Annotated in this window: 16 protein-coding genes and 1 pseudogene; 8 read left to right on the top strand and 9 right to left on the bottom strand. The window is 50.8% G+C overall.

Annotation, left to right across the window (positions count from 1 at the left end; genetic code table 11):
* Positions 1-45: 45 nt before the first annotated feature.
* Genes fdnG through fdhE form a run of 4 tightly spaced genes read left to right on the top strand, consistent with a single transcriptional unit; the run spans position 46 to position 5,569 of the window.
* The gene (gene fdnG, locus BEB54_RS15860) at positions 46-3,096 is read left to right on the top strand and encodes a formate dehydrogenase-N subunit alpha (protein ID WP_015953878.1); all 3,051 of its coding nucleotides are present in this window, start codon (positions 46-48) and stop codon (positions 3,094-3,096) included.
* A 12-nt stretch (positions 3,097-3,108) separates the two neighbouring features.
* Complete coding sequence (fdoH, locus tag BEB54_RS15855) at positions 3,109-4,011, top strand: formate dehydrogenase O subunit beta (protein ID WP_000331377.1); 903 nt, start codon at positions 3,109-3,111, stop codon at positions 4,009-4,011.
* Entirely contained in the window at positions 4,008-4,643 is a 636-nt protein-coding gene (gene fdoI, locus BEB54_RS15850; protein WP_000829013.1) for a formate dehydrogenase cytochrome b556 subunit, read from the top strand. Before fdoH ends, fdoI begins: the two co-directional genes overlap by 4 nt.
* Positions 4,640-5,569 (top strand): formate dehydrogenase accessory protein FdhE, encoded by a 930-nt coding sequence (fdhE, locus tag BEB54_RS15845; RefSeq protein ID WP_000027715.1) that lies wholly within the window; start codon positions 4,640-4,642, stop codon positions 5,567-5,569. The genes fdoI and fdhE overlap by 4 nt, the downstream gene beginning before the upstream one ends.
* A 215-nt stretch (positions 5,570-5,784) precedes the next feature.
* Here fdhE and BEB54_RS15840 read toward each other — a convergent pair whose 3' ends face one another.
* From BEB54_RS15840 to yihV, 9 genes and pseudogenes are all read right to left on the bottom strand, one after another.
* Positions 5,785-6,003, bottom strand: a complete 219-nt coding sequence (locus tag BEB54_RS15840) for a CopG family transcriptional regulator (protein WP_032185613.1) — start codon at positions 6,001-6,003, stop codon at positions 5,785-5,787.
* Between the two features lie 694 nt (positions 6,004-6,697).
* Positions 6,698-7,612, bottom strand: a complete 915-nt coding sequence (locus BEB54_RS29345) for a transposase (protein ID WP_174633696.1) — start codon at positions 7,610-7,612, stop codon at positions 6,698-6,700.
* Positions 7,613-7,624: 12 nt separating this feature from the next.
* Positions 7,625-8,512: pseudogene (locus tag BEB54_RS29340) on the bottom strand (hypothetical protein); the annotation flags it as partial.
* A gap of 414 nt (positions 8,513-8,926) precedes the next feature.
* Complete coding sequence (gene fabY / locus BEB54_RS15825) at positions 8,927-9,868, bottom strand: fatty acid biosynthesis protein FabY (protein WP_157943793.1); 942 nt, start codon at positions 9,866-9,868, stop codon at positions 8,927-8,929.
* 44 nt (positions 9,869-9,912) lie between these two features.
* Positions 9,913-10,350: a D-aminoacyl-tRNA deacylase gene (gene dtd, locus BEB54_RS15820; protein ID WP_000560978.1), complete on the bottom strand. Its 438-nt coding sequence runs from the start codon at positions 10,348-10,350 to the stop codon at positions 9,913-9,915.
* Positions 10,347-11,219, bottom strand: coding sequence for a virulence factor BrkB family protein (locus BEB54_RS15815; RefSeq protein ID WP_032185608.1), 873 nt, complete (start codon positions 11,217-11,219; stop codon positions 10,347-10,349). The genes dtd and BEB54_RS15815 overlap by 4 nt, the downstream gene beginning before the upstream one ends.
* Positions 11,213-11,812, bottom strand: a complete 600-nt coding sequence (gene yihX, locus BEB54_RS15810) for a glucose-1-phosphatase (protein WP_032304198.1) — start codon at positions 11,810-11,812, stop codon at positions 11,213-11,215. The genes BEB54_RS15815 and yihX overlap by 7 nt, the downstream gene beginning before the upstream one ends.
* A gap of 98 nt (positions 11,813-11,910) precedes the next feature.
* Complete coding sequence (locus BEB54_RS15805; protein WP_000059678.1) at positions 11,911-12,696, bottom strand: DeoR/GlpR family DNA-binding transcription regulator; 786 nt, start codon at positions 12,694-12,696, stop codon at positions 11,911-11,913.
* 33 nt (positions 12,697-12,729) lie between these two features.
* On the bottom strand, positions 12,730-13,626 hold the full coding sequence (gene yihV, locus BEB54_RS15800) for a sulfofructose kinase (protein ID WP_039021509.1): 897 nt from the start codon (positions 13,624-13,626) through the stop codon (positions 12,730-12,732).
* A 167-nt stretch (positions 13,627-13,793) separates the two neighbouring features.
* Here yihV and yihU point away from each other — a divergent pair, with 167 nt between their 5' ends.
* The 4 genes from yihU to BEB54_RS15780 all read left to right on the top strand — a co-directional run bounded on the left by yihU (position 13,794) and on the right by BEB54_RS15780 (position 17,870).
* On the top strand, positions 13,794-14,690 hold the full coding sequence (yihU, locus tag BEB54_RS15795) for a sulfolactaldehyde 3-reductase (protein WP_105277529.1): 897 nt from the start codon (positions 13,794-13,796) through the stop codon (positions 14,688-14,690).
* 23 nt (positions 14,691-14,713) lie between these two features.
* Positions 14,714-15,592 carry a sulfofructosephosphate aldolase gene (gene yihT, locus BEB54_RS15790; RefSeq protein ID WP_001046461.1) on the top strand — a complete coding sequence of 293 codons (879 nt, stop codon included), beginning with the start codon at positions 14,714-14,716 and terminating at the stop codon, positions 15,590-15,592.
* 15 nt (positions 15,593-15,607) lie between these two features.
* A complete protein-coding gene (gene yihS, locus BEB54_RS15785) occupies positions 15,608-16,849 on the top strand; it encodes a sulfoquinovose isomerase (RefSeq protein ID WP_000870914.1) in 1,242 nt (413 codons plus the stop codon).
* A 118-nt stretch (positions 16,850-16,967) separates the two neighbouring features.
* A complete protein-coding gene (locus tag BEB54_RS15780) occupies positions 16,968-17,870 on the top strand; it encodes an aldose-1-epimerase (protein ID WP_123059743.1) in 903 nt (300 codons plus the stop codon).
* Positions 17,871-17,917: the final 47 nt, after the last annotated feature.

The following is a 17,917-nucleotide window of genomic DNA, read 5'->3' as shown; positions in this document are numbered from 1 at the left end:
GCGAATGTAAATGGGACGTGACAATGTCGAAACAAGGAGCAATCCATGCAGGTCAGCAGAAGGCAGTTCTTTAAGATCTGCGCTGGCGGTATGGCAGGCACCACGGCAGCGGCACTGGGTTTTGCACCCAGCGTAGCACTCGCGGAAACCCGGCAGTATAAACTGCTGCGCACCCGCGAAACCCGTAATACCTGCACCTATTGTTCCGTAGGCTGTGGGCTGTTGATGTACAGCCTCGGTGACGGAGCAAAAAACGCCAAAGCATCTATCTTCCATATCGAAGGTGACCCGGATCACCCGGTCAACCGCGGTGCACTTTGTCCGAAAGGCGCTGGCCTGGTGGATTTCATCCACTCCGAAAGCCGTCTGAAGTTTCCGGAATACCGTGCGCCAGGTTCTGATAAATGGCAGCAAATCAGTTGGGAAGAGGCGTTTGATCGCATTGCCAAACTGATGAAAGAAGACCGCGATGCTAACTACATTGCGCAAAACGCCGAAGGCGTGACTGTTAACCGCTGGCTCTCCACCGGGATGCTGTGTGCTTCCGCGTCGAGTAACGAAACCGGCTATTTAACGCAAAAATTCTCCCGCGCGCTGGGTATGCTCGCGGTCGACAACCAGGCGCGTGTCTGACACGGACCAACGGTAGCAAGTCTTGCTCCAACATTTGGTCGCGGTGCGATGACCAACCACTGGGTCGACATCAAGAACGCCAACCTCGTCGTGGTGATGGGCGGTAACGCCGCTGAAGCACACCCGGTCGGGTTCCGCTGGGCGATGGAAGCCAAAATTCACAACGGCGCGAAGCTGATTGTGATCGATCCTCGCTTTACGCGTACGGCGGCGGTGGCTGACTACTATGCCCCTATTCGTTCCGGTACTGACATTGCTTTCCTGTCAGGCGTATTGCTGTACCTGCTGAACAATGAAAAATTCAACCGCGAATACACCGAAGCCTATACCAACGCCAGCCTGATCGTGCGTGAGGATTACGGCTTTGAAGATGGCCTGTTCACCGGCTACGACGCAGAAAAACGCAAGTACGATAAATCCTCCTGGACTTACGAACTGGACGAAAACGGCTTCGCCAAACGCGATACCACGCTGCAACATCCGCGCTGCGTGTGGAACTTGCTGAAACAGCACGTTTCCCGTTATACGCCAGATGTGGTTGAAAACATCTGTGGTACGCCGAAAGACGCGTTCCTGAAAGTCTGCGAATACATCGCAGAGACCAGTGCTCACGATAAAACTGCCTCGTTCCTTTACGCGCTCGGCTGGACGCAACACTCCGTTGGTGCGCAGAACATTCGTACGATGGCGATGATCCAGCTACTGCTCGGCAATATGGGGATGGCAGGCGGCGGCGTTAACGCCCTGCGCGGTCACTCCAACATTCAGGGGCTGACGGACCTGGGGCTGCTGTCGCAGAGCCTGCCAGGTTACATGACGCTGCCAAGCGAGAAGCAGACCGATCTGCAAACCTACCTTGCCGCCAATACGCCGAAACCGCTGCTGGAAGGCCAGGTTAACTACTGGGGCAATTACCCGAAATTCTTCGTCTCCATGATGAAGGCCTTCTTTGGTGATAAAGCGACGGCAGAAAACAGCTGGGGCTTTGACTGGTTGCCGAAGTGGGATAAAGGCTACGACGTCCTGCAATACTTCGAGATGATGAAAGAGGGCAAGGTCAATGGCTATATCTGCCAGGGCTTTAACCCTGTTGCCTCATTCCCGAACAAAAACAAAGTGATCGGTTGTCTGTCGAAACTGAAGTTCCTCGTCACTATCGACCCGCTGAACACTGAAACCTCTAACTTCTGGCAGAACCACGGTGAGCTGAACGAAGTGGACTCGTCGAAGATCCAGACCGAAGTGTTCCGTCTGCCATCGACCTGCTTCGCGGAAGAGAACGGTTCAATCGTTAACTCCGGTCGCTGGTTGCAGTGGCACTGGAAAGGTGCGGACGCCCCGGGGATTGCGCTGACTGATGGCGAGATCCTCTCCGGTATCTTCCTGCGCTTGCGCAAGATGTACGCCGAACAGGGTGGCGCGAACCCGGACCAGGTGCTGAACATGACCTGGAACTACGCCATCCCGCATGAGCCGAAGTCGGAAGAAGTGGCGATGGAGAGCAACGGTAAGGCGCTGGCCGATATTACCGATCCGGCAACCGGGGCGGTTATCGTCAAGAAAGGCCAACAACTCAGCTCGTTCGCTCAACTGCGCGATGACGGCACCACCTCCTGTGGCTGCTGGATTTTCGCCGGTAGCTGGACGCCGGAAGGCAACCAGATGGCGCGCCGTGATAACGCCGATCCGTCTGGCCTCGGTAACACGCTGGGCTGGGCATGGGCATGGCCGCTTAACCGCCGCATTCTGTATAACCGCGCCTCCGCAGATCCGCAGGGTAACCCGTGGGATCCGAAGCGTCAGTTGCTGAAATGGGACGGCACCAAATGGACCGGCTGGGATATTCCGGACTACAGCGCAGCGCCTCCGGGCAGTGGCGTCGGGCCGTTTATCATGCAGCAGGAAGGCATGGGGCGTCTGTTTGCCCTCGATAAGATGGCGGAAGGTCCGTTCCCGGAACACTACGAGCCGTTTGAAACGCCGCTGGGAACTAACCCACTGCATCCAAACGTTATCTCGAACCCGGCTGCGCGAATCTTTAAAGACGATGCCGAAGCATTGGGTAAAGCCGATAAGTTCCCGTATGTCGGAACCACCTATCGTCTGACCGAGCACTTCCACTACTGGACCAAACACGCGCTGTTGAATGCGATTTTGCAGCCAGAGCAGTTTGTGGAAATCGGGGAGTCGCTGGCGAATAAACTTGGCATTGCCCAGGGCGATACCGTGAAAGTCTCCTCCAACCGTGGCTATATCAAAGCCAAAGCGGTGGTGACCAAACGTATTCGCACGCTGAAAGCGAACGGCAAAGATATCGATACCATCGGTATTCCGATTCACTGGGGCTATGAAGGTGTTGCGAAAAAAGGCTTTATTGCCAACACGTTAACGCCATTCGTCGGTGATGCGAACACGCAGACGCCGGAGTTTAAGTCCTTCCTTGTGAATGTGGAAAAGGTGTAACGGAGACGACATATGGCTTATCAATCTCAAGATATCATTCGTCGTTCCGCGACTAACGGTCTGACCCCCGCGCCTCAGGCGCGGGACTTCCAGGAAGAAGTGGCGAAACTCATCGACGTCACCACCTGTATCGGCTGTAAAGCCTGTCAGGTGGCGTGTTCAGAGTGGAACGACATTCGCGATACCGTCGGCAATAACATTGGGGTGTACGACAACCCCAATGATTTAAGCGCCAAATCGTGGACGGTGATGCGCTTCTCGGAAGTGGAGCAGAACGACAAACTGGAATGGCTGATCCGTAAAGACGGCTGTATGCACTGTTCCGATCCAGGCTGCCTGAAAGCGTGTCCGGCGGAAGGGGCAATTATTCAGTATGCCAACGGTATCGTCGACTTCCAGTCCGAGCAGTGCATTGGTTGCGGTTATTGCATTGCGGGCTGTCCGTTCGACATTCCGCGCCTCAACCCGGAAGACAACCGCGTTTATAAATGTACGCTGTGCGTTGACCGCGTGGTGGTTGGGCAAGAACCGGCCTGCGTGAAGACCTGCCCAACGGGCGCGATTCACTTCGGTACGAAAGAGTCGATGAAAACGCTGGCGAGCGAGCGCGTGGCGGAGCTGAAAACTCGCGGTTACGACAATGCGGGTCTGTACGATCCGGCAGGCGTGGGTGGTACACACGTTATGTACGTGCTGCACCATGCTGACAAGCCAAATCTGTATCATGGCTTGCCGGAGAACCCGGAAATCAGCGAAACCGTGAAATTCTGGAAAGGCATCTGGAAACCGCTCGCAGCTGTTGGCTTTGCGGCTACCTTCGCAGCCAGTATCTTCCACTACGTGGGTGTCGGTCCGAACCGTGCGGATGAGGAAGAGAATAATCTGCACGAAGAGAAAGACGAGGAGCGCAAATGAAACGACGTGACACCATCGTGCGCTACACCGCGCCGGAACGTATCAACCACTGGATCACCGCCTTCTGCTTCATCCTGGCGGCGGTGAGCGGGCTGGGCTTTTTGTTCCCTTCCTTCAACTGGTTGATGCAAATCATGGGCACACCGCAGCTGGCGCGCATTCTGCACCCGTTTGTCGGCGTGGTTATGTTTGCCTCGTTCATCATCATGTTTTTCCGTTACTGGCATCACAACCTAATCAATCGGGATGATATCTTTTGGGCGAAGAATATTCGTAAGATCGTCGTCAACGAGGAAGTAGGTGATACCGGGCGTTATAACTTCGGTCAGAAATGCGTTTTCTGGGCGGCGATTATTTTCCTGGTTCTGCTGCTGGTGAGCGGCGTGATTATCTGGCGTCCTTATTTTGCGCCTGCTTTCTCAATCCCGGTGATCCGATTCGCGTTAATGCTGCATTCATTTGCCGCAGTGGCGTTAATTGTGGTTATCATGGTGCATATCTACGCCGCCCTTTGGGTGAAAGGCACGATTACCGCCATGGTGGAAGGATGGGTTACTAGCGCATGGGCGAAGAAACATCACCCACGCTGGTACCGTGAGGTCCGCAAGACAACGGAAAAGAAAGCTGAATGAGTATTCGCATAATCCCGCAAGATGAGCTGGGTTCGAGCGAGAAACGTACGGCGGATATGATTCCGCCGTTATTGTTCCCTCGGCTCAAAAATTTATACAACCGCCGCGCCGAGCGTCTGCGCGAGCTGGCAGAAAATAATCCGCTGGGTGATTACCTGCGTTTTGCTGCGCTTATCGCCCACGCCCAGGAAGTGGTGCTGTACGACCATCCGCTGGAGATGGATCTGACCGCGCGCATTAAAGAAGCCAGCGCACAGGGCAAGCCACCGCTGGATATTCACGTTTTGCCGCGTGATAAGCACTGGCAAAAGCTGCTGATGGCAATGATTGCTGAGCTGAAACCTGAAATGAGCGGCCCCGCGCTGGCAGTGATTGAGAATCTGGAGAAGGCATCAAGCCAGGAGCTGGAAGATATGGCCAGCGCGCTGTTCGCCTCTGATTTCTCGTCCGTCAGCAGCGATAAAGCGCCGTTTATCTGGGCCGCACTGTCGCTCTACTGGGCGCAGATGGCCAATCTGATCCCCGGCAAAGCCCGCGCTGAATATGGCGAACAACGTCAATATTGCCCGGTTTGTGGTTCTATGCCGGTGTCCAGCATGGTGCAAATTGGCACCACTCAGGGGCTGCGTTATCTGCACTGCAACCTGTGTGAAACCGAATGGCACGTAGTGCGCGTAAAATGCAGCAATTGTGAACAGAGCGGCAAACTGCATTACTGGTCGCTGGATGACGAACAGGCCGCGATTAAAGCCGAAAGCTGCGATGACTGCGGCACTTACCTGAAGATTCTTTATCAGGAAAAAGAGCCGAAAGTTGAAGCCGTGGCAGATGACCTCGCCTCTCTGGTACTGGATGCGCGAATGGAGCAAGAAGGCTACGCCCGCAGTTCCATCAACCCGTTCCTGTTTCCGGGTGAAGGGGAGTAATCTCTGACGTTTTCCGGGTGGCGCAGGTCGCCCGGATTACAGCTCATAGGGTGTGACGATACCTGCTATTCCCGCAAAATCTCTCGTATTTTGCGAGGCGTTTTCCAGATATGATGTAACAGTTGCAATTATTATAAGTTCAAGTAAAACAACCTTGTATTAATACCAGAATAAGGGCATCTGGTTTTTTATATTCAAGAATAAAAAATTTTTTGTCATTCCTTATGCTCCTTACACTGATCATCGACACCCACTGTCTCCCCCTTTTGCCTGCCTCCCTTTGCTTTACGCACCGGGAATTGCTGACGTTCCAGATATTGCTCTACCGCTTCGCGTAAAATTGCAGATCGTGAAACCTTACGCCAGCCCCTAAGCTTGTTCAGCCGTTTAATTGCCTCTTCTGATAAATGAAGAAAAACCGTATTCATCACCATTACCAATACCTTACATATATTACTCATTAATGTATGTGCGAAAATTACGCCGAAAAATCATTTAAAAAAAGCGGATTTTTGCATGCTGTTTTGTTTTTGCGAGACGTTTTCCAGAAATAATAAGAACGTTGCAGTTGTTTCATTTGTTAATCAAAAATGGTTTGGTTATCGCCCAGGATGAGATATGGGTGCTATAAATATATTATATTCAGGGATATTTATTTTTTGATTGGGTCTTCATTTGCATAATCTGAATGGTGTACCCGAAAAACGTCAGCATCCTAACAGCACCAGGATTTAAGGTGAAATTTAACATCCATCACAGACCGGTCAATGCTGCCGCCAACCGGTCTTTACTTGCTCGTCGTTATAATTTTGTGGGTAACAGTTCGGGAAACAAGGAATTCCTTCCGGAACACCCCGGTATCATCCGATAGCATTGACGTCAATCATCAGCGCGACGGTGAGTTTTTTTAATCGAATCATAGGATGGTAACGTTAAGCACGATTACGGGTCATAGTAAAACTCCTGAGCAGGCGGCACTATGCCGCTTTCACAGGAGTTCTGAATGCTGGTGCTTTCTGTATGGCATAACCATGCCCCTCGCGGCTAAGTGCCTGCACACTTCTCTCTTTGTATGTCATTTTTGCAATGCATTGGCCGAATTCTGGTAATTCTAATGAGTTTTACTCTTCAGACTCCCATCCCTACGGTATACGAGTTAGATTCATGAATGAAATCGACATTTTTAAAAAACGAATCTTGTAAAACATCCGTGTTGATATTACCTTGCAACCCAACATTAAATTTGTTAGAGAGATGAAGAACTCGAATATCAAAAAGGTCTTTTAACATCATTAATTCTTCAGCTGTTAATGACTCGCAACTAAAATATCCCTGTTGATCAAAAAGGTTTTCAATTTCTCTACCATCGGCGAGGCGTTTTTCAATGAGTGTTTGCAACATCGAGTTGCCAAGAACAATGGATATCGTGCGATCTTTCGCAGATTTACACCCCATCACAACGGCAACATTCGTATCCCCCTCAGGGGTTTCATTTAACGCTGTTGCTAAAATGGTGGTCAAACACGCAAACGGTACTGTATTTCTTTCGTGGTTTAACTTATCTACCAATTCATTCCATTTATCAAAAACCGGCCGATATTTTGTTTGTACAGAATTACCCATGTGGTTAAATAATCCAGCCATACGATTTTTTATCATCTCGATATCCGGAGAGTCAGAAATACTTTTCGCATAATACGGGCCTGATGATGTTGCATACATTAAAGCAGCGCCCACACCTGTCACCATGATAGGTGCAACCACGGTTTTGGCAAAGGCGACGCTGCGATGGCTATGCGCTTCACAGTCTAAAGGAATATATTCCACTGGCTGCGGTAAATCCTGGCATGCCTCCCTCATCATTGCGGTATGTTTTACAAACAACGGTTTTTCATTGCCAAAAAAAACTTTCTGCTTAATTGCACTAAGAAAACGCAAATCAAAAATGATTGTTTTTGGTTTATTATTTTTGGGCACATTTCCTATTATCCCGCTAAGAACCTTCCTTGCTGCATGGAGATTTTTTTGCACAGCACATAACACAATTGACGAAGCCTTCTCTACTTCGTTATTGATTTTAATTTTAAAATCTGCATGATATACGTTGACGGGCAATGTAAGTATATCTGGACTTACATCTTTGGCTGAGTATTTATTGGTGATCGACGGTCGTGAATCCACGAGAAAACTTAGCTGCAAATTATGCTCTATATTACCAGCTGTTTTTGTAGTGTGATTAAACATAGAGATGCCACCTCTCATTCTTTCACACATATCCTCAACTTTTTCACTTCGTTCTTGTGGCAATTTGGCTTTAACGTTAATTTGATGATTTTTACCGGTGCATTCCTTTACTACAAGAGGAACGTTATCTAAAGTGCCATACAGGCTAATAACGTCACCAGGATTTTTATCATGTAAGTAAGTTTGATTAATACTCGAGGCATTTACAAAGAGGTCAATATTATAACGGTTTATAACTTCACCTACATCAAATGTGTAGTGCTTACTCTGGAGGCTGCCATCCTTATTTAATTGTATATCAATCAATATATCCCCTGACTTTGTCACCATATCTTTGCCATAAACCATTTGCATAGCCATTTCGAGGAGGTTTTTATCTAACTGATTGCGGGCGTTGAGTAAGCGACTACCAAATAATTTATATACTGTTCCCGTCATTGCCAGCGCTGCGCTTTCTGGTACTTTGCGTTTCCACAGTGAGGTTTCTCTATTTTTGAACAGGTCATATTCATTATTACTCGACAACCCGAGTTTCAGTTCGTTAACACAATCGCACAGTTGCTCCTCACCTTCCATTTTAAGGCAAAGTGAAAAATGATTTAATAGCGTTTGCTTCGGTGATTCATTACTCGTCAGTTGTTTTTCTAAATTAACAATAGAATAACTTTCTTGTTTAATGAGATTAATATTGGCAACCATTACAGCCTCCTTCCCACGGTTTAAGAGCAAAAATGCAACATAATTATTTATAACATCCAGAGCAGTAAATAAATGATACTGATAATGATGCCAGTCCATTATCTTTGCATAATGTTTGTTAGCTATAGATTTTAAAAATATTTATGAGAAAAGTATGGCACCAGAGGGGGTTTTGGCTATCAAAAATCGCTCAAACCTGAAGTAAGATGATGAATTAAGCATTATCAGCGATAATTGCCACTCAGCTCTACAAATAATATTTAAATGCTCCTGAACAGTGATGTAGCAAGACACGTATGGTGCCAACGAAGAATAAAAATTTATAGCGTTCTTATTCAATATAACCGGAATAGTCAGAGACTGATGTAAATGACCTGAAAGAATGAGAGAGGCAGCACCGCCCCTCTCCATCAGCTACTCTTCTTCGTTCCCGCCCTCTTCATACGGGCCAAATGGCTTCGCGGGCAGAACGATATACGTGCCTTCAAACAATGCACCCGGCGTCTCGTCGCCAAAGATTTCGACCTGCATCTGCACCCGTGCTTTACGTCCGCGCGCCAGACGGTCGAGATCGCCGCTTAAGGCACCGAGGTCGGCTATCGCATGCGGTTTACCACTAATCGGCTTGCTGTAGCGGATATGCGCATCGGCCAGAATAATCGTTCCGCCGAGGTGGCGTTCGCGCAGCATCAGCCAGATAAGTCCCCAACCAGTGAGTGTTGCCAGCGAGAATAAACTCCCGGCAAACAGCGTGTGGTGCGGATTCTGATTGCCGGTTTCCGGCATAGTGGTGATAAATTTTTGCCCGGTATATTGCTGAATGCGCACGCCCATTTTTTCGCTTAGCGGGATATGTTCGTACCACGCCTGTTGCAGCTGCGCGCACCAGTCGCCGCGATGCAGAATGTCATCCAGAGTGGCGACAGGTTTTATCATCAAAAAATGGCGAATCGGCGTGGTGGTTGGCGTGGTGATTTCTCCCTGATTAACAAACCCCAGCTTGGCGAAAAACTCCACCGCGTCTTCGCGGGCGCTACAGGTCACGCGCTTAACACCTTCCTGACGCGCCACCGACTCCAGGGTCATCGCCATCAGCGTTCCTAACCCTTTGTCCTGCACGTCGGGATGAACGGCCATAAAGCGAATGGACGCTTCATTGTCGGCATTAATATACAGTCGGCCTACCGCCACCAGATTACCCTGCTCGTCGACGACCATCTGGTGATGCGCCATCGCATCCCACGCGTCGCGTTCCGAACCTTTCGGTTGATGCAGGGGCTTACGCAACATTTCCCAGCGAAACTGATAGTAACGCTCTAATTCTTCTTCTGTTTGTGGAACCCGAAGGTGATACATAGCGATACTCTCTCTTGTTTCCCGTGACAACCCTGGAAGCTGGCTCATACCTGCAACCAGAATGTTACGGGGCCATCATTGACCAGCGATACCTGCATATCCGCAGCGAAGCGTCCTGTTTGCGTGTTCATCTCTTGCTGACGGCAGCGTTCGACGAAATAGTCATATAACGCCTCTGCGCGATCCGGTGATGCGCCTTTGGAGAAACTTGGGCGCATCCCCCGTTCGGTATCTGCGGCGAGGGTAAACTGGGAAACCACCAGCACACTGCCGCCCGCCTGTTGCACGTTGAGATTCATCTTGCCATCGGCATCGCTGAAGATGCGATAGCCAAGCACACGCTCGCACAGACGGTTTGCTTTCTGTTCGTCGTCATCCTTTTCGACACCCAATAACACCAAAAGTCCCGCGCCAATTTCGCCCGTCACTTCTCCCTCCACGGTGACGCTGGCACGGGTTACGCGTTGAATTAATGCAATCATGGTTCGTCGTCTTCTTCTTGTTCAGCTGCTTGTTTTAGTTTGCGGTATTCCCCGAGAGTGACAGTAATTTCCGCACCAAGCAAGACGATACACCATGTCCAGTAGACCCAAACAAAGAGAATGGGGATCACCGCCAGCACACCGTAAATGAGCTGATATGAGGGGAACATGGTGATATAAAGCGCGAAACCTTTCTTTCCTGCTTCGAACAGGAGTGCGGCGACAAACGCGCCGACAATCGCGTCGCGATTAGGTACGCGGATAGTAGGAACAATGCTGTACAGCAACCAGAAGGAGATCCACGACAACAGCAACGGAAAAATACGCAGCACGTTGTCGATGACAGTATTGAGATCGCTCGCCCAGCGCAGGGAGAGCAAATAGGAACTGATCGCCAGACTGGCCCCTGCCAACAGCGGCCCCAGCGTTAAAATCATCCAGTACACGGCAAACGAGTAAATTTTTGGTCGCGCTCGTTTACTGCGCCAGATGGTATTCAACGCGCTATCGATGGAGTACATCAGCAATAATGCTGTGACGATCAGCCCGCACGCCCCGACGGCGGTCATTTTGTTGGAATTGGCGACAAACTGTTCGATATATCGCTGGATAACATCGCCAGTAGCAGGCAGAAAGTTGGCAAAAATAAAGTGACGCAACTGAATGCTGACGTCGGAAAACATGGGAAAAGCGGCGAAAAGCGCAAAAACAACGGCAACCAGCGGCACTAATGAGAGCAACGACACATAGGCAAGATTACCTGCCAGGGTTGTCATATTGTCCTCATCAATGCGTTGCCAGAGTAGTTTTAGCCAGGCCCATAGCGGACGGGTACGGTGCCTGGCTTTGTCCTGAATGTTTTTTAGCATAACACCTTCGCGAAATAGTCCGGGATGGTGGTTTTATCTTTCACCAGAATACTGGTAATACCTAGCTGATTTGCTCCTTCTATATTATCGGCGTTGTCATCGAAAAAGACCGTATCGCTGGCTGAAAAACCTTCCGCCTGCAAAACATGCTGGTAAATTCGTGCTTCAGGTTTGCGCATCCCCAGATCTTGCGACAGATAGATATGGTCAGCAGCATCACGAATTTCCGGGTATTCCTCCGGCCAGAAGGTGGTATGTAGGCGGTTAGTATTGGAAAGCACCACCACACGATGACCCTGCTCACGCAGTTTATGCATGATGGCGATCACTTCCGGGCGCAGCGCGACAAACACCGCCTGCCAGCCGTGGGAAAACTGCTCATAGCTTAGCGGTAGAGCCATCTCATGACACAGCGCCTCTGCGAACGCTTCGTCGCTAATTTCCCCGCGCTCATGCTGATGAAACGCCTCGCCCATGTGGAAACTCTTCTTAAGCGTAGCCAGGGGAACACGCGTTAAATCGCTCCAGGCTCCCAGCACGCGGTTAAAGTCGATATCGACAATCACATTACCTAAATCAAAGATATAGAGCATTTTTGCCTCCTTTCGCGCCACAAGAAATTAACTGTAGCGGGAAAGGATGGGTTTGGCTATGTGGTCAGCTATGAAGCAAGGTCAACGGTCACAAAATTCTACGCGTCTTCCTGGGGAAGGATGATTTCAATTTGGCTGTCTTGTAAACGTGATTTTAGCGCAGCGGGCGGCAGCTCGTCGGTAAAGAGCGCAGTGACCTGTGCCACGTTACCAATTTCAACCGCCGCCGAAGCATGATACTTAGTGTGATCGGCGACCAGCAGAATATTTCTCGCGTGCGCCATCATCGTTTTCACCACGTTAGCTTCGTTTACATCAAACTCCATCAACGCGCCATCGCTCTCAATCGCCCCAACGCTTGTTACCAGATAATCAGCCCGAAAATCGGCCACAAAGGAAGCCGCTGAAGGGCCAATGATCCCGCTATTATGAGAGCGCAACGTACCGCCGGGCACCATCACTTCAAAGCGCGGGTTGTGGTACAGAATATGCGCCACACGCAGGCTGTTCGTGATTATCCGCAAATGATTATGGTTAAGTAACGCCCGGGCGACATGTTCGACAGTCGTACCGATGGTGATAAATATTGTCGATCCATCAGGAATATAGTCTGCCACCGCTTCGGCAATCGCTTTTTTCTCTTCAGTTTGCGAAACCTCACGCTGTTCGAACGCCGTATTAACGACGCTGGAGGCCCGACCCGCGCCACCGTGATGGCGCGTGATCAGCCCTTGCTCGCTTAATTTACGAATATCCCGGCGGACCGTCTGCGTGGAAACATCCAGCAGATTTGCCAGCTCATCAATATTCATATACCCACGCTCGGCGATCAGCATGAGGAGTTGGTCGTGCCGCGGGTTACCGGTTAGTTCGGTAAGGCTCATGAAAATTCCTCGAAAAACCATCACCCTGGCATTTTATACAAAAAGTGACAAAAAAGATCGGGTTTGATCACAGTCAGGGATCCCGGCACGCCCACCGGGACGCGTGCATTTTAACGCCGCCACACCGCTGGCAAAGCGGACGGAATCCGCTAAATCTCCACCTGTTGCCAGCGCCACCGCCAATGCGCCGTGAAAAACATCGCCCGCACCGGTAGTATCTACCACATCAACTTTGAAAGCTGGCTGATGCTGTCGCCCGCCATTCTCCAGCCAGTCACAGCCTGCACTGCCCTGAGTAACATAGACATGTCCATTTGTGAGCGTTTGTGCCTGTTTTAGGGCACTCGCCATCTCTTTCACGCCCGTTAGCCGCGCCAGACCCGGTTCTGAAAAAGCTGCATGATCGCTTAACGCCACCAGCTCACTGATATCCTGCGGCGTAATATCACCGTCCAGCACGGTCATCACGCCCGCCTGCCGCGCCAGAGTGAAGGCTTTTTTCGCGCCGTCATGCCAGCGTACATCTGCCAGCACCACGTCCCACTGAGAGAAATCAATTTCCTCCAACCACTCTGCGTCAGGCAGCAGGTCCGGGCTGGGATAGTTAATGATGATTCGCTCGCCTTTGGCATCCACCATGATGGCGGATTGCGAAGATTTCGCCTGGTTATACCGTTTGGTGTAACGGGTGTTAACGCCCCAGGATTCCAGCTCTGCCAGCAGGCTGTTGCCCGTGTCGTCGTCACCGACGCGACCAATAAAATCGACCTGCGCACCCAGTCTGGCCGCCGCAACTGCTGCTGTAGCCGCTGGCCCGCCGCCAACTTCCGTATAATTTTTTGCCACGTACTTACCGCTCTCCGTCGGCAACCCTTCCACGTAATAGATGCGATCCATCACGGTAATTCCTACACAAGCAACACGAATCATGGTCATTCCTTAAGCATTTTGGGATGCGTTCATTTTAATTTCACCAATTGTTTAAAAAGTGACGGCTGTCAATTTTTTGACGATAAATTACAAATACGATCAAAAACAGACAAGCAAGGCATGTCATAAATGACAAAAAGTGACATCACTGTATTCAGGAGAGGGTTATGGCAGCAATCGCGTTTATCGGTTTAGGACAAATGGGTTCGCCAATGGCGAGCAATTTATTGCAGCAAGGGCATCAACTTTGCGTCTTCGATGTGAATGCCGAAGCCGTACAGCATCTGGTAGACAAAGGGGCGACTCCCGCTGCTAACCCAGCGCAGGCCGCTAAAGGTGCCGAATTTATCATTACCATGTTGCCGAATGGCGATCTGGTGCGTCACGTGTTGTTCGGTGAAAACGGTGTCTGTGAGAGCTTATCTTCCGATGCGCTGGTCATTGATATGTCGACCATCCACCCGCTGCAAACCGATAAATTGATTGCTGATATGCAGGCCAGAGGCTTCAGCATGATGGATGTTCCGGTTGGCCGTACTTCCGCAAATGCCATTACCGGTACTCTGCTACTGCTGGCTGGCGGCACTGCTGAACAAGTTGAACGCGCCACGCCGATCCTGATGGCGATGGGCAGCGAGTTGATCAACGCGGGCGGTCCGGGCATGGGGATCCGCGTTAAGCTCATCAACAACTATATGAGTATCGCGCTCAATGCGCTTTCGGCAGAAGCTGCCGTTTTGTGCGAAGCCCTCAATCTTCCCTTCGATGTTGCCGTCAAGGTAATGAGCGGTACTGCCGCCGGTAAAGGCCACTTCACCACTTCCTGGCCGAACAAAGTCCTCAGCGGAGATCTTTCTCCCGCCTTCATGATCGATCTTGCCCATAAGGATCTTGGCATCGCCCTTGATGTCGCCAACCAGTTGCATGTGCCGATGCCACTGGGGGCCGCCTCACGGGAGGTTTATAGCCAGGCGCGCGCAGCGGGTCGCGGTCGCCAGGACTGGTCCGCCATTCTGGAGCAGGTCCGTGTCAGTGCCGGGATGACTGCCAAAGTAAAAATGTAACGACTGGATAAAGGAATAAATGAATGAATAAGTACACCATCAACGACATTACGCGCGCATCGGGCGGTTTTGCCATGCTGGCAGTCGATCAGCGCGAAGCCATGCGCATGATGTTTGCCGCGGCTGGCGCACCCGCTCCAGTAGCCGATAGCGTTTTAACTGATTTCAAAGTTAACGCCGCGAAGACGCTTTCACCTTATGCATCGGCGATTCTGGTAGATCAACAATTCTGCTACCGCCAGGTGGTTGAGCAAAACGCGATTGCCAAAAGTTGCGCCATGATTGTCGCCGCCGATGAGTTCATCCCTGGCAACGGTATTCCGGTAGATAGCGTAGTCATTGACCGCAAAATCAACCCGCTACAAATCAAACAAGACGGTGGCAAAGCCCTGAAACTACTGGTGCTGTGGCGTAGTGATGAAGATGCGCAGCAACGCCTGGATATGGTGAAAGAGTTCAACGAACTGTGCCACTCACACGGTCTGGTAAGCATTATTGAGCCAGTCGTCCGCCCACCGCGTCGTGGCGATAAATTCGATCGCGAACAAGCGATCATCGATGCCGCCAAAGAGCTGGGCGACAGTGGCGCTGACCTCTACAAAGTTGAAATGCCGCTTTACGGAAAAGGTCCGCAACAAGAGCTTCTCAGTGCTTCACAACGTCTGAATGACCATATCAATATGCCGTGGGTGATCCTCTCTTCCGGCGTTGACGAAAAACTGTTCCCGCGTGCCGTGCGCGTGGCGATGACGGCGGGCGCATCGGGCTTCCTGGCCGGTCGGGCCGTCTGGGCATCGGTGGTCGGTTTACCAGACAACGAACTGATGCTGCGTGACGTTTGCGCACCGAAATTACAACAACTTGGCGATATCGTCGACGAAATGATGGCTAAACGCCGTTAAGATGAGGATACAAAAATGAAATGGTTTAACACCTTAAGTCACAACCGTTGGCTGGAACAGGAAACCGATCGCATCTTTGATTTTGGTAAAAATTCCGTAGTACCGACTGGCTTTGGCTGGTTAGGCAATAAAGGGCAAATCAAAGAAGAGATGGGCACCCATCTGTGGATCACCGCCCGTATGTTGCACGTTTATTCCGTTGCTGCGGCGATGGGTCGACCTGGCGCTTACTCGTTGGTTGATCATGGTATCAAAGCCATGAACGGCGCACTGCGCGATAAAAAATATGGCGGCTGGTATGCCTGTGTCAATGACGAGGGCGTGGTGGATGCCTCCAAACAGGGCTATCAACATTTCTTTGCCCTGCTGGGTGCCGCCAGTGCTGTCACAACGGGTCACCCGGAAGCGCGTAAGCTGCTCGATTACACCATTGAAATTATCGAGAAATACTTCTGGAGCGAAGAAGAGCAGATGTGCCTGGAATCCTGGGACGAAGCCTTCAGCAAAACCGAAGAGTACCGCGGCGGCAATGCCAATATGCACGCGGTGGAAGCTTTCTTGATTGTTTATGACGTAACGCATGACAAAAAATGGCTGGATCGCGCGATTCGCGTGGCTTCCGTCATTATCCACGACGTCGCCAGAAATAATCATTATCGCGTTAACGAGCACTTCGATACCCAGTGGAATCCGCTGCCGGATTACAACAAAGATAACCCGGCGCACCGCTTCCGCGCATTCGGAGGCACGCCGGGCCACTGGATCGAATGGGGCCGTTTAATGCTGCATATCCACGCTGCCCTGGAAGCCCGTTGCGAACAACCTCCAGCATGGCTGCTAGAAGATGCCAAAGGTCTGTTCAACGCTACCGTGCGCGATGCCTGGGCGCCCGATGGTGCCGACGGGATTGTTTATACCGTTGACTGGGAAGGCAAACCGGTGGTCCGCGAACGTGTGCGTTGGCCTATCGTCGAAGCGATGGGTACGGCTTACGCGCTCTACACCGTTACCGGCGATCGCCAGTACGAAACCTGGTATCAGACATGGTGGGACTACTGCATTAAGTACCTGATGGACTATGAAAATGGTTCCTGGTGGCAGGAGCTGGATGCGGACAATAAGGTCACCACCAAAGTCTGGGACGGTAAACAGGATATTTATCACCTGCTGCATTGCCTGGTGATCCCGCGTATCCCGTTAGCGCCAGGCCTGGCTCCGGCAGTTGCGGCGGGTCTGCTGGACGTGAATGCCAAATAACTGACTGAAAACCCTAACCCTCTCCCCAAAGGGGAGAGGGGACCGCCCGGCGCAGTTTTTTGGTTTGACATCAGCCTCATGGGAGGCTGTATGCCGTTTTTTAATTAAGGTGCCTCGTATGCAAATCACCAACATGCATTGCAGTGGACAAACCGTTTCACTTGCCGCGGGGGATTATCACGCGACTATCGTGACGGTTGGTGCTGGTCTGGCTGAATTAACTTTTCAGGGTTGTCATTTAGTCATCCCGCACAAACCCGAAGAGATGCCGCTGGCGCATCTGGGTAAAGTGCTTATTCCGTGGCCGAACCGGATCGCCAACGGCTGTTACCGCTATCAGGGACAGGAATATCAGTTACCCATTAATGAACATAGTTCAAAAGCCGCTATTCACGGGCTGCTTGCCTGGCGAGACTGGCAAATTAGCGAATTAACCGCCACCAGCGTTACCCTGACAGCTTTTCTACCGCCCAGTTACGGCTATCCGTTTATGCTGGCTTCGCAGGTTGTTTATTCGCTCAATGCTCGCACGGGCCTTTCCGTTGAGATCGCAAGCCAGAATATTGGTACTGTGACCGCACCTTATGGTGTGGGTATTCATCCTTATTTAACCTGCAACTTAACATCTGTTGATGACTATCTTTTCCAGCTTCCGGCAGAACAGGTTTATGCCGTCGATGAGCACGCAAATCCGACAACGCTTCACCACGTTGATGAGCTGAATTTAAATTTCACGCGGGCGACAAAAATAGCCGCGACAAAAATAGACCATACCTTTAAAACCGCTAATGATCTGTGGGAAATGACCATTACCCATCCACAGCAGGCGCTGTCGGTGAGTCTTTGTTCCGATCAACCCTGGGTGCAGGTTTATAGCGGCGAAAAATTACAGCGTCAGGGACTGGCAGTTGAACCTATGAGTTGCCCGCCTAACGCCTTTAATTCAGGTATCGACTTATTATTACTGGAACCAGGAAAAACGCACCGCCTGTTTTTTAATATTCACGGGCAGCACAATTAATTTTATTAAGAAAAGAACGAGATTATTGTTTAGGGTTGTATTTACAC

Source organism: Escherichia sp. MOD1-EC6021, assembly GCF_002965245.1.
In the GTDB taxonomy this organism is placed as follows: Bacteria; Pseudomonadota; Gammaproteobacteria; order Enterobacterales; family Enterobacteriaceae; genus Escherichia; species Escherichia coli_F.
The sequence above is the reverse complement of the archived record's forward strand: the minus strand, read 5'-3'. Positions and strand labels throughout refer to the sequence as shown.

What these genes read in the sequence shown, in the direction of transcription:
- fdoH (WP_000331377.1), top strand. Translation starts at nt 3,109, where the DNA reads ATGGCTTATCAATCTCAAGATATCATTCGTCGTTCCGCGACTAACGGT.
- fdoI (WP_000829013.1), top strand. Translation starts at nt 4,008, where the DNA reads ATGAAACGACGTGACACCATCGTGCGCTACACCGCGCCGGAACGTATC.
- fdhE (WP_000027715.1), top strand. Translation starts at nt 4,640, where the DNA reads ATGAGTATTCGCATAATCCCGCAAGATGAGCTGGGTTCGAGCGAGAAA.
- BEB54_RS15840 (WP_032185613.1), bottom strand. Translation starts at nt 6,003, where the DNA reads ATGGTGATGAATACGGTTTTTCTTCATTTATCAGAAGAGGCAATTAAA.
- fabY (WP_157943793.1), bottom strand. Translation starts at nt 9,868, where the DNA reads ATGTATCACCTTCGGGTTCCACAAACAGAAGAAGAATTAGAGCGTTAC.
- dtd (WP_000560978.1), bottom strand. Translation starts at nt 10,350, where the DNA reads ATGATTGCATTAATTCAACGCGTAACCCGTGCCAGCGTCACCGTGGAG.
- BEB54_RS15815 (WP_032185608.1), bottom strand. Translation starts at nt 11,219, where the DNA reads ATGCTAAAAAACATTCAGGACAAAGCCAGGCACCGTACCCGTCCGCTA.
- yihX (WP_032304198.1), bottom strand. Translation starts at nt 11,812, where the DNA reads ATGCTCTATATCTTTGATTTAGGTAATGTGATTGTCGATATCGACTTT.
- BEB54_RS15805 (WP_000059678.1), bottom strand. Translation starts at nt 12,696, where the DNA reads ATGAGCCTTACCGAACTAACCGGTAACCCGCGGCACGACCAACTCCTC.
- yihV (WP_039021509.1), bottom strand. Translation starts at nt 13,626, where the DNA reads ATGATTCGTGTTGCTTGTGTAGGAATTACCGTGATGGATCGCATCTAT.
- yihU (WP_105277529.1), top strand. Translation starts at nt 13,794, where the DNA reads ATGGCAGCAATCGCGTTTATCGGTTTAGGACAAATGGGTTCGCCAATG.
- yihT (WP_001046461.1), top strand. Translation starts at nt 14,714, where the DNA reads ATGAATAAGTACACCATCAACGACATTACGCGCGCATCGGGCGGTTTT.
- yihS (WP_000870914.1), top strand. Translation starts at nt 15,608, where the DNA reads ATGAAATGGTTTAACACCTTAAGTCACAACCGTTGGCTGGAACAGGAA.
- BEB54_RS15780 (WP_123059743.1), top strand. Translation starts at nt 16,968, where the DNA reads ATGCAAATCACCAACATGCATTGCAGTGGACAAACCGTTTCACTTGCC.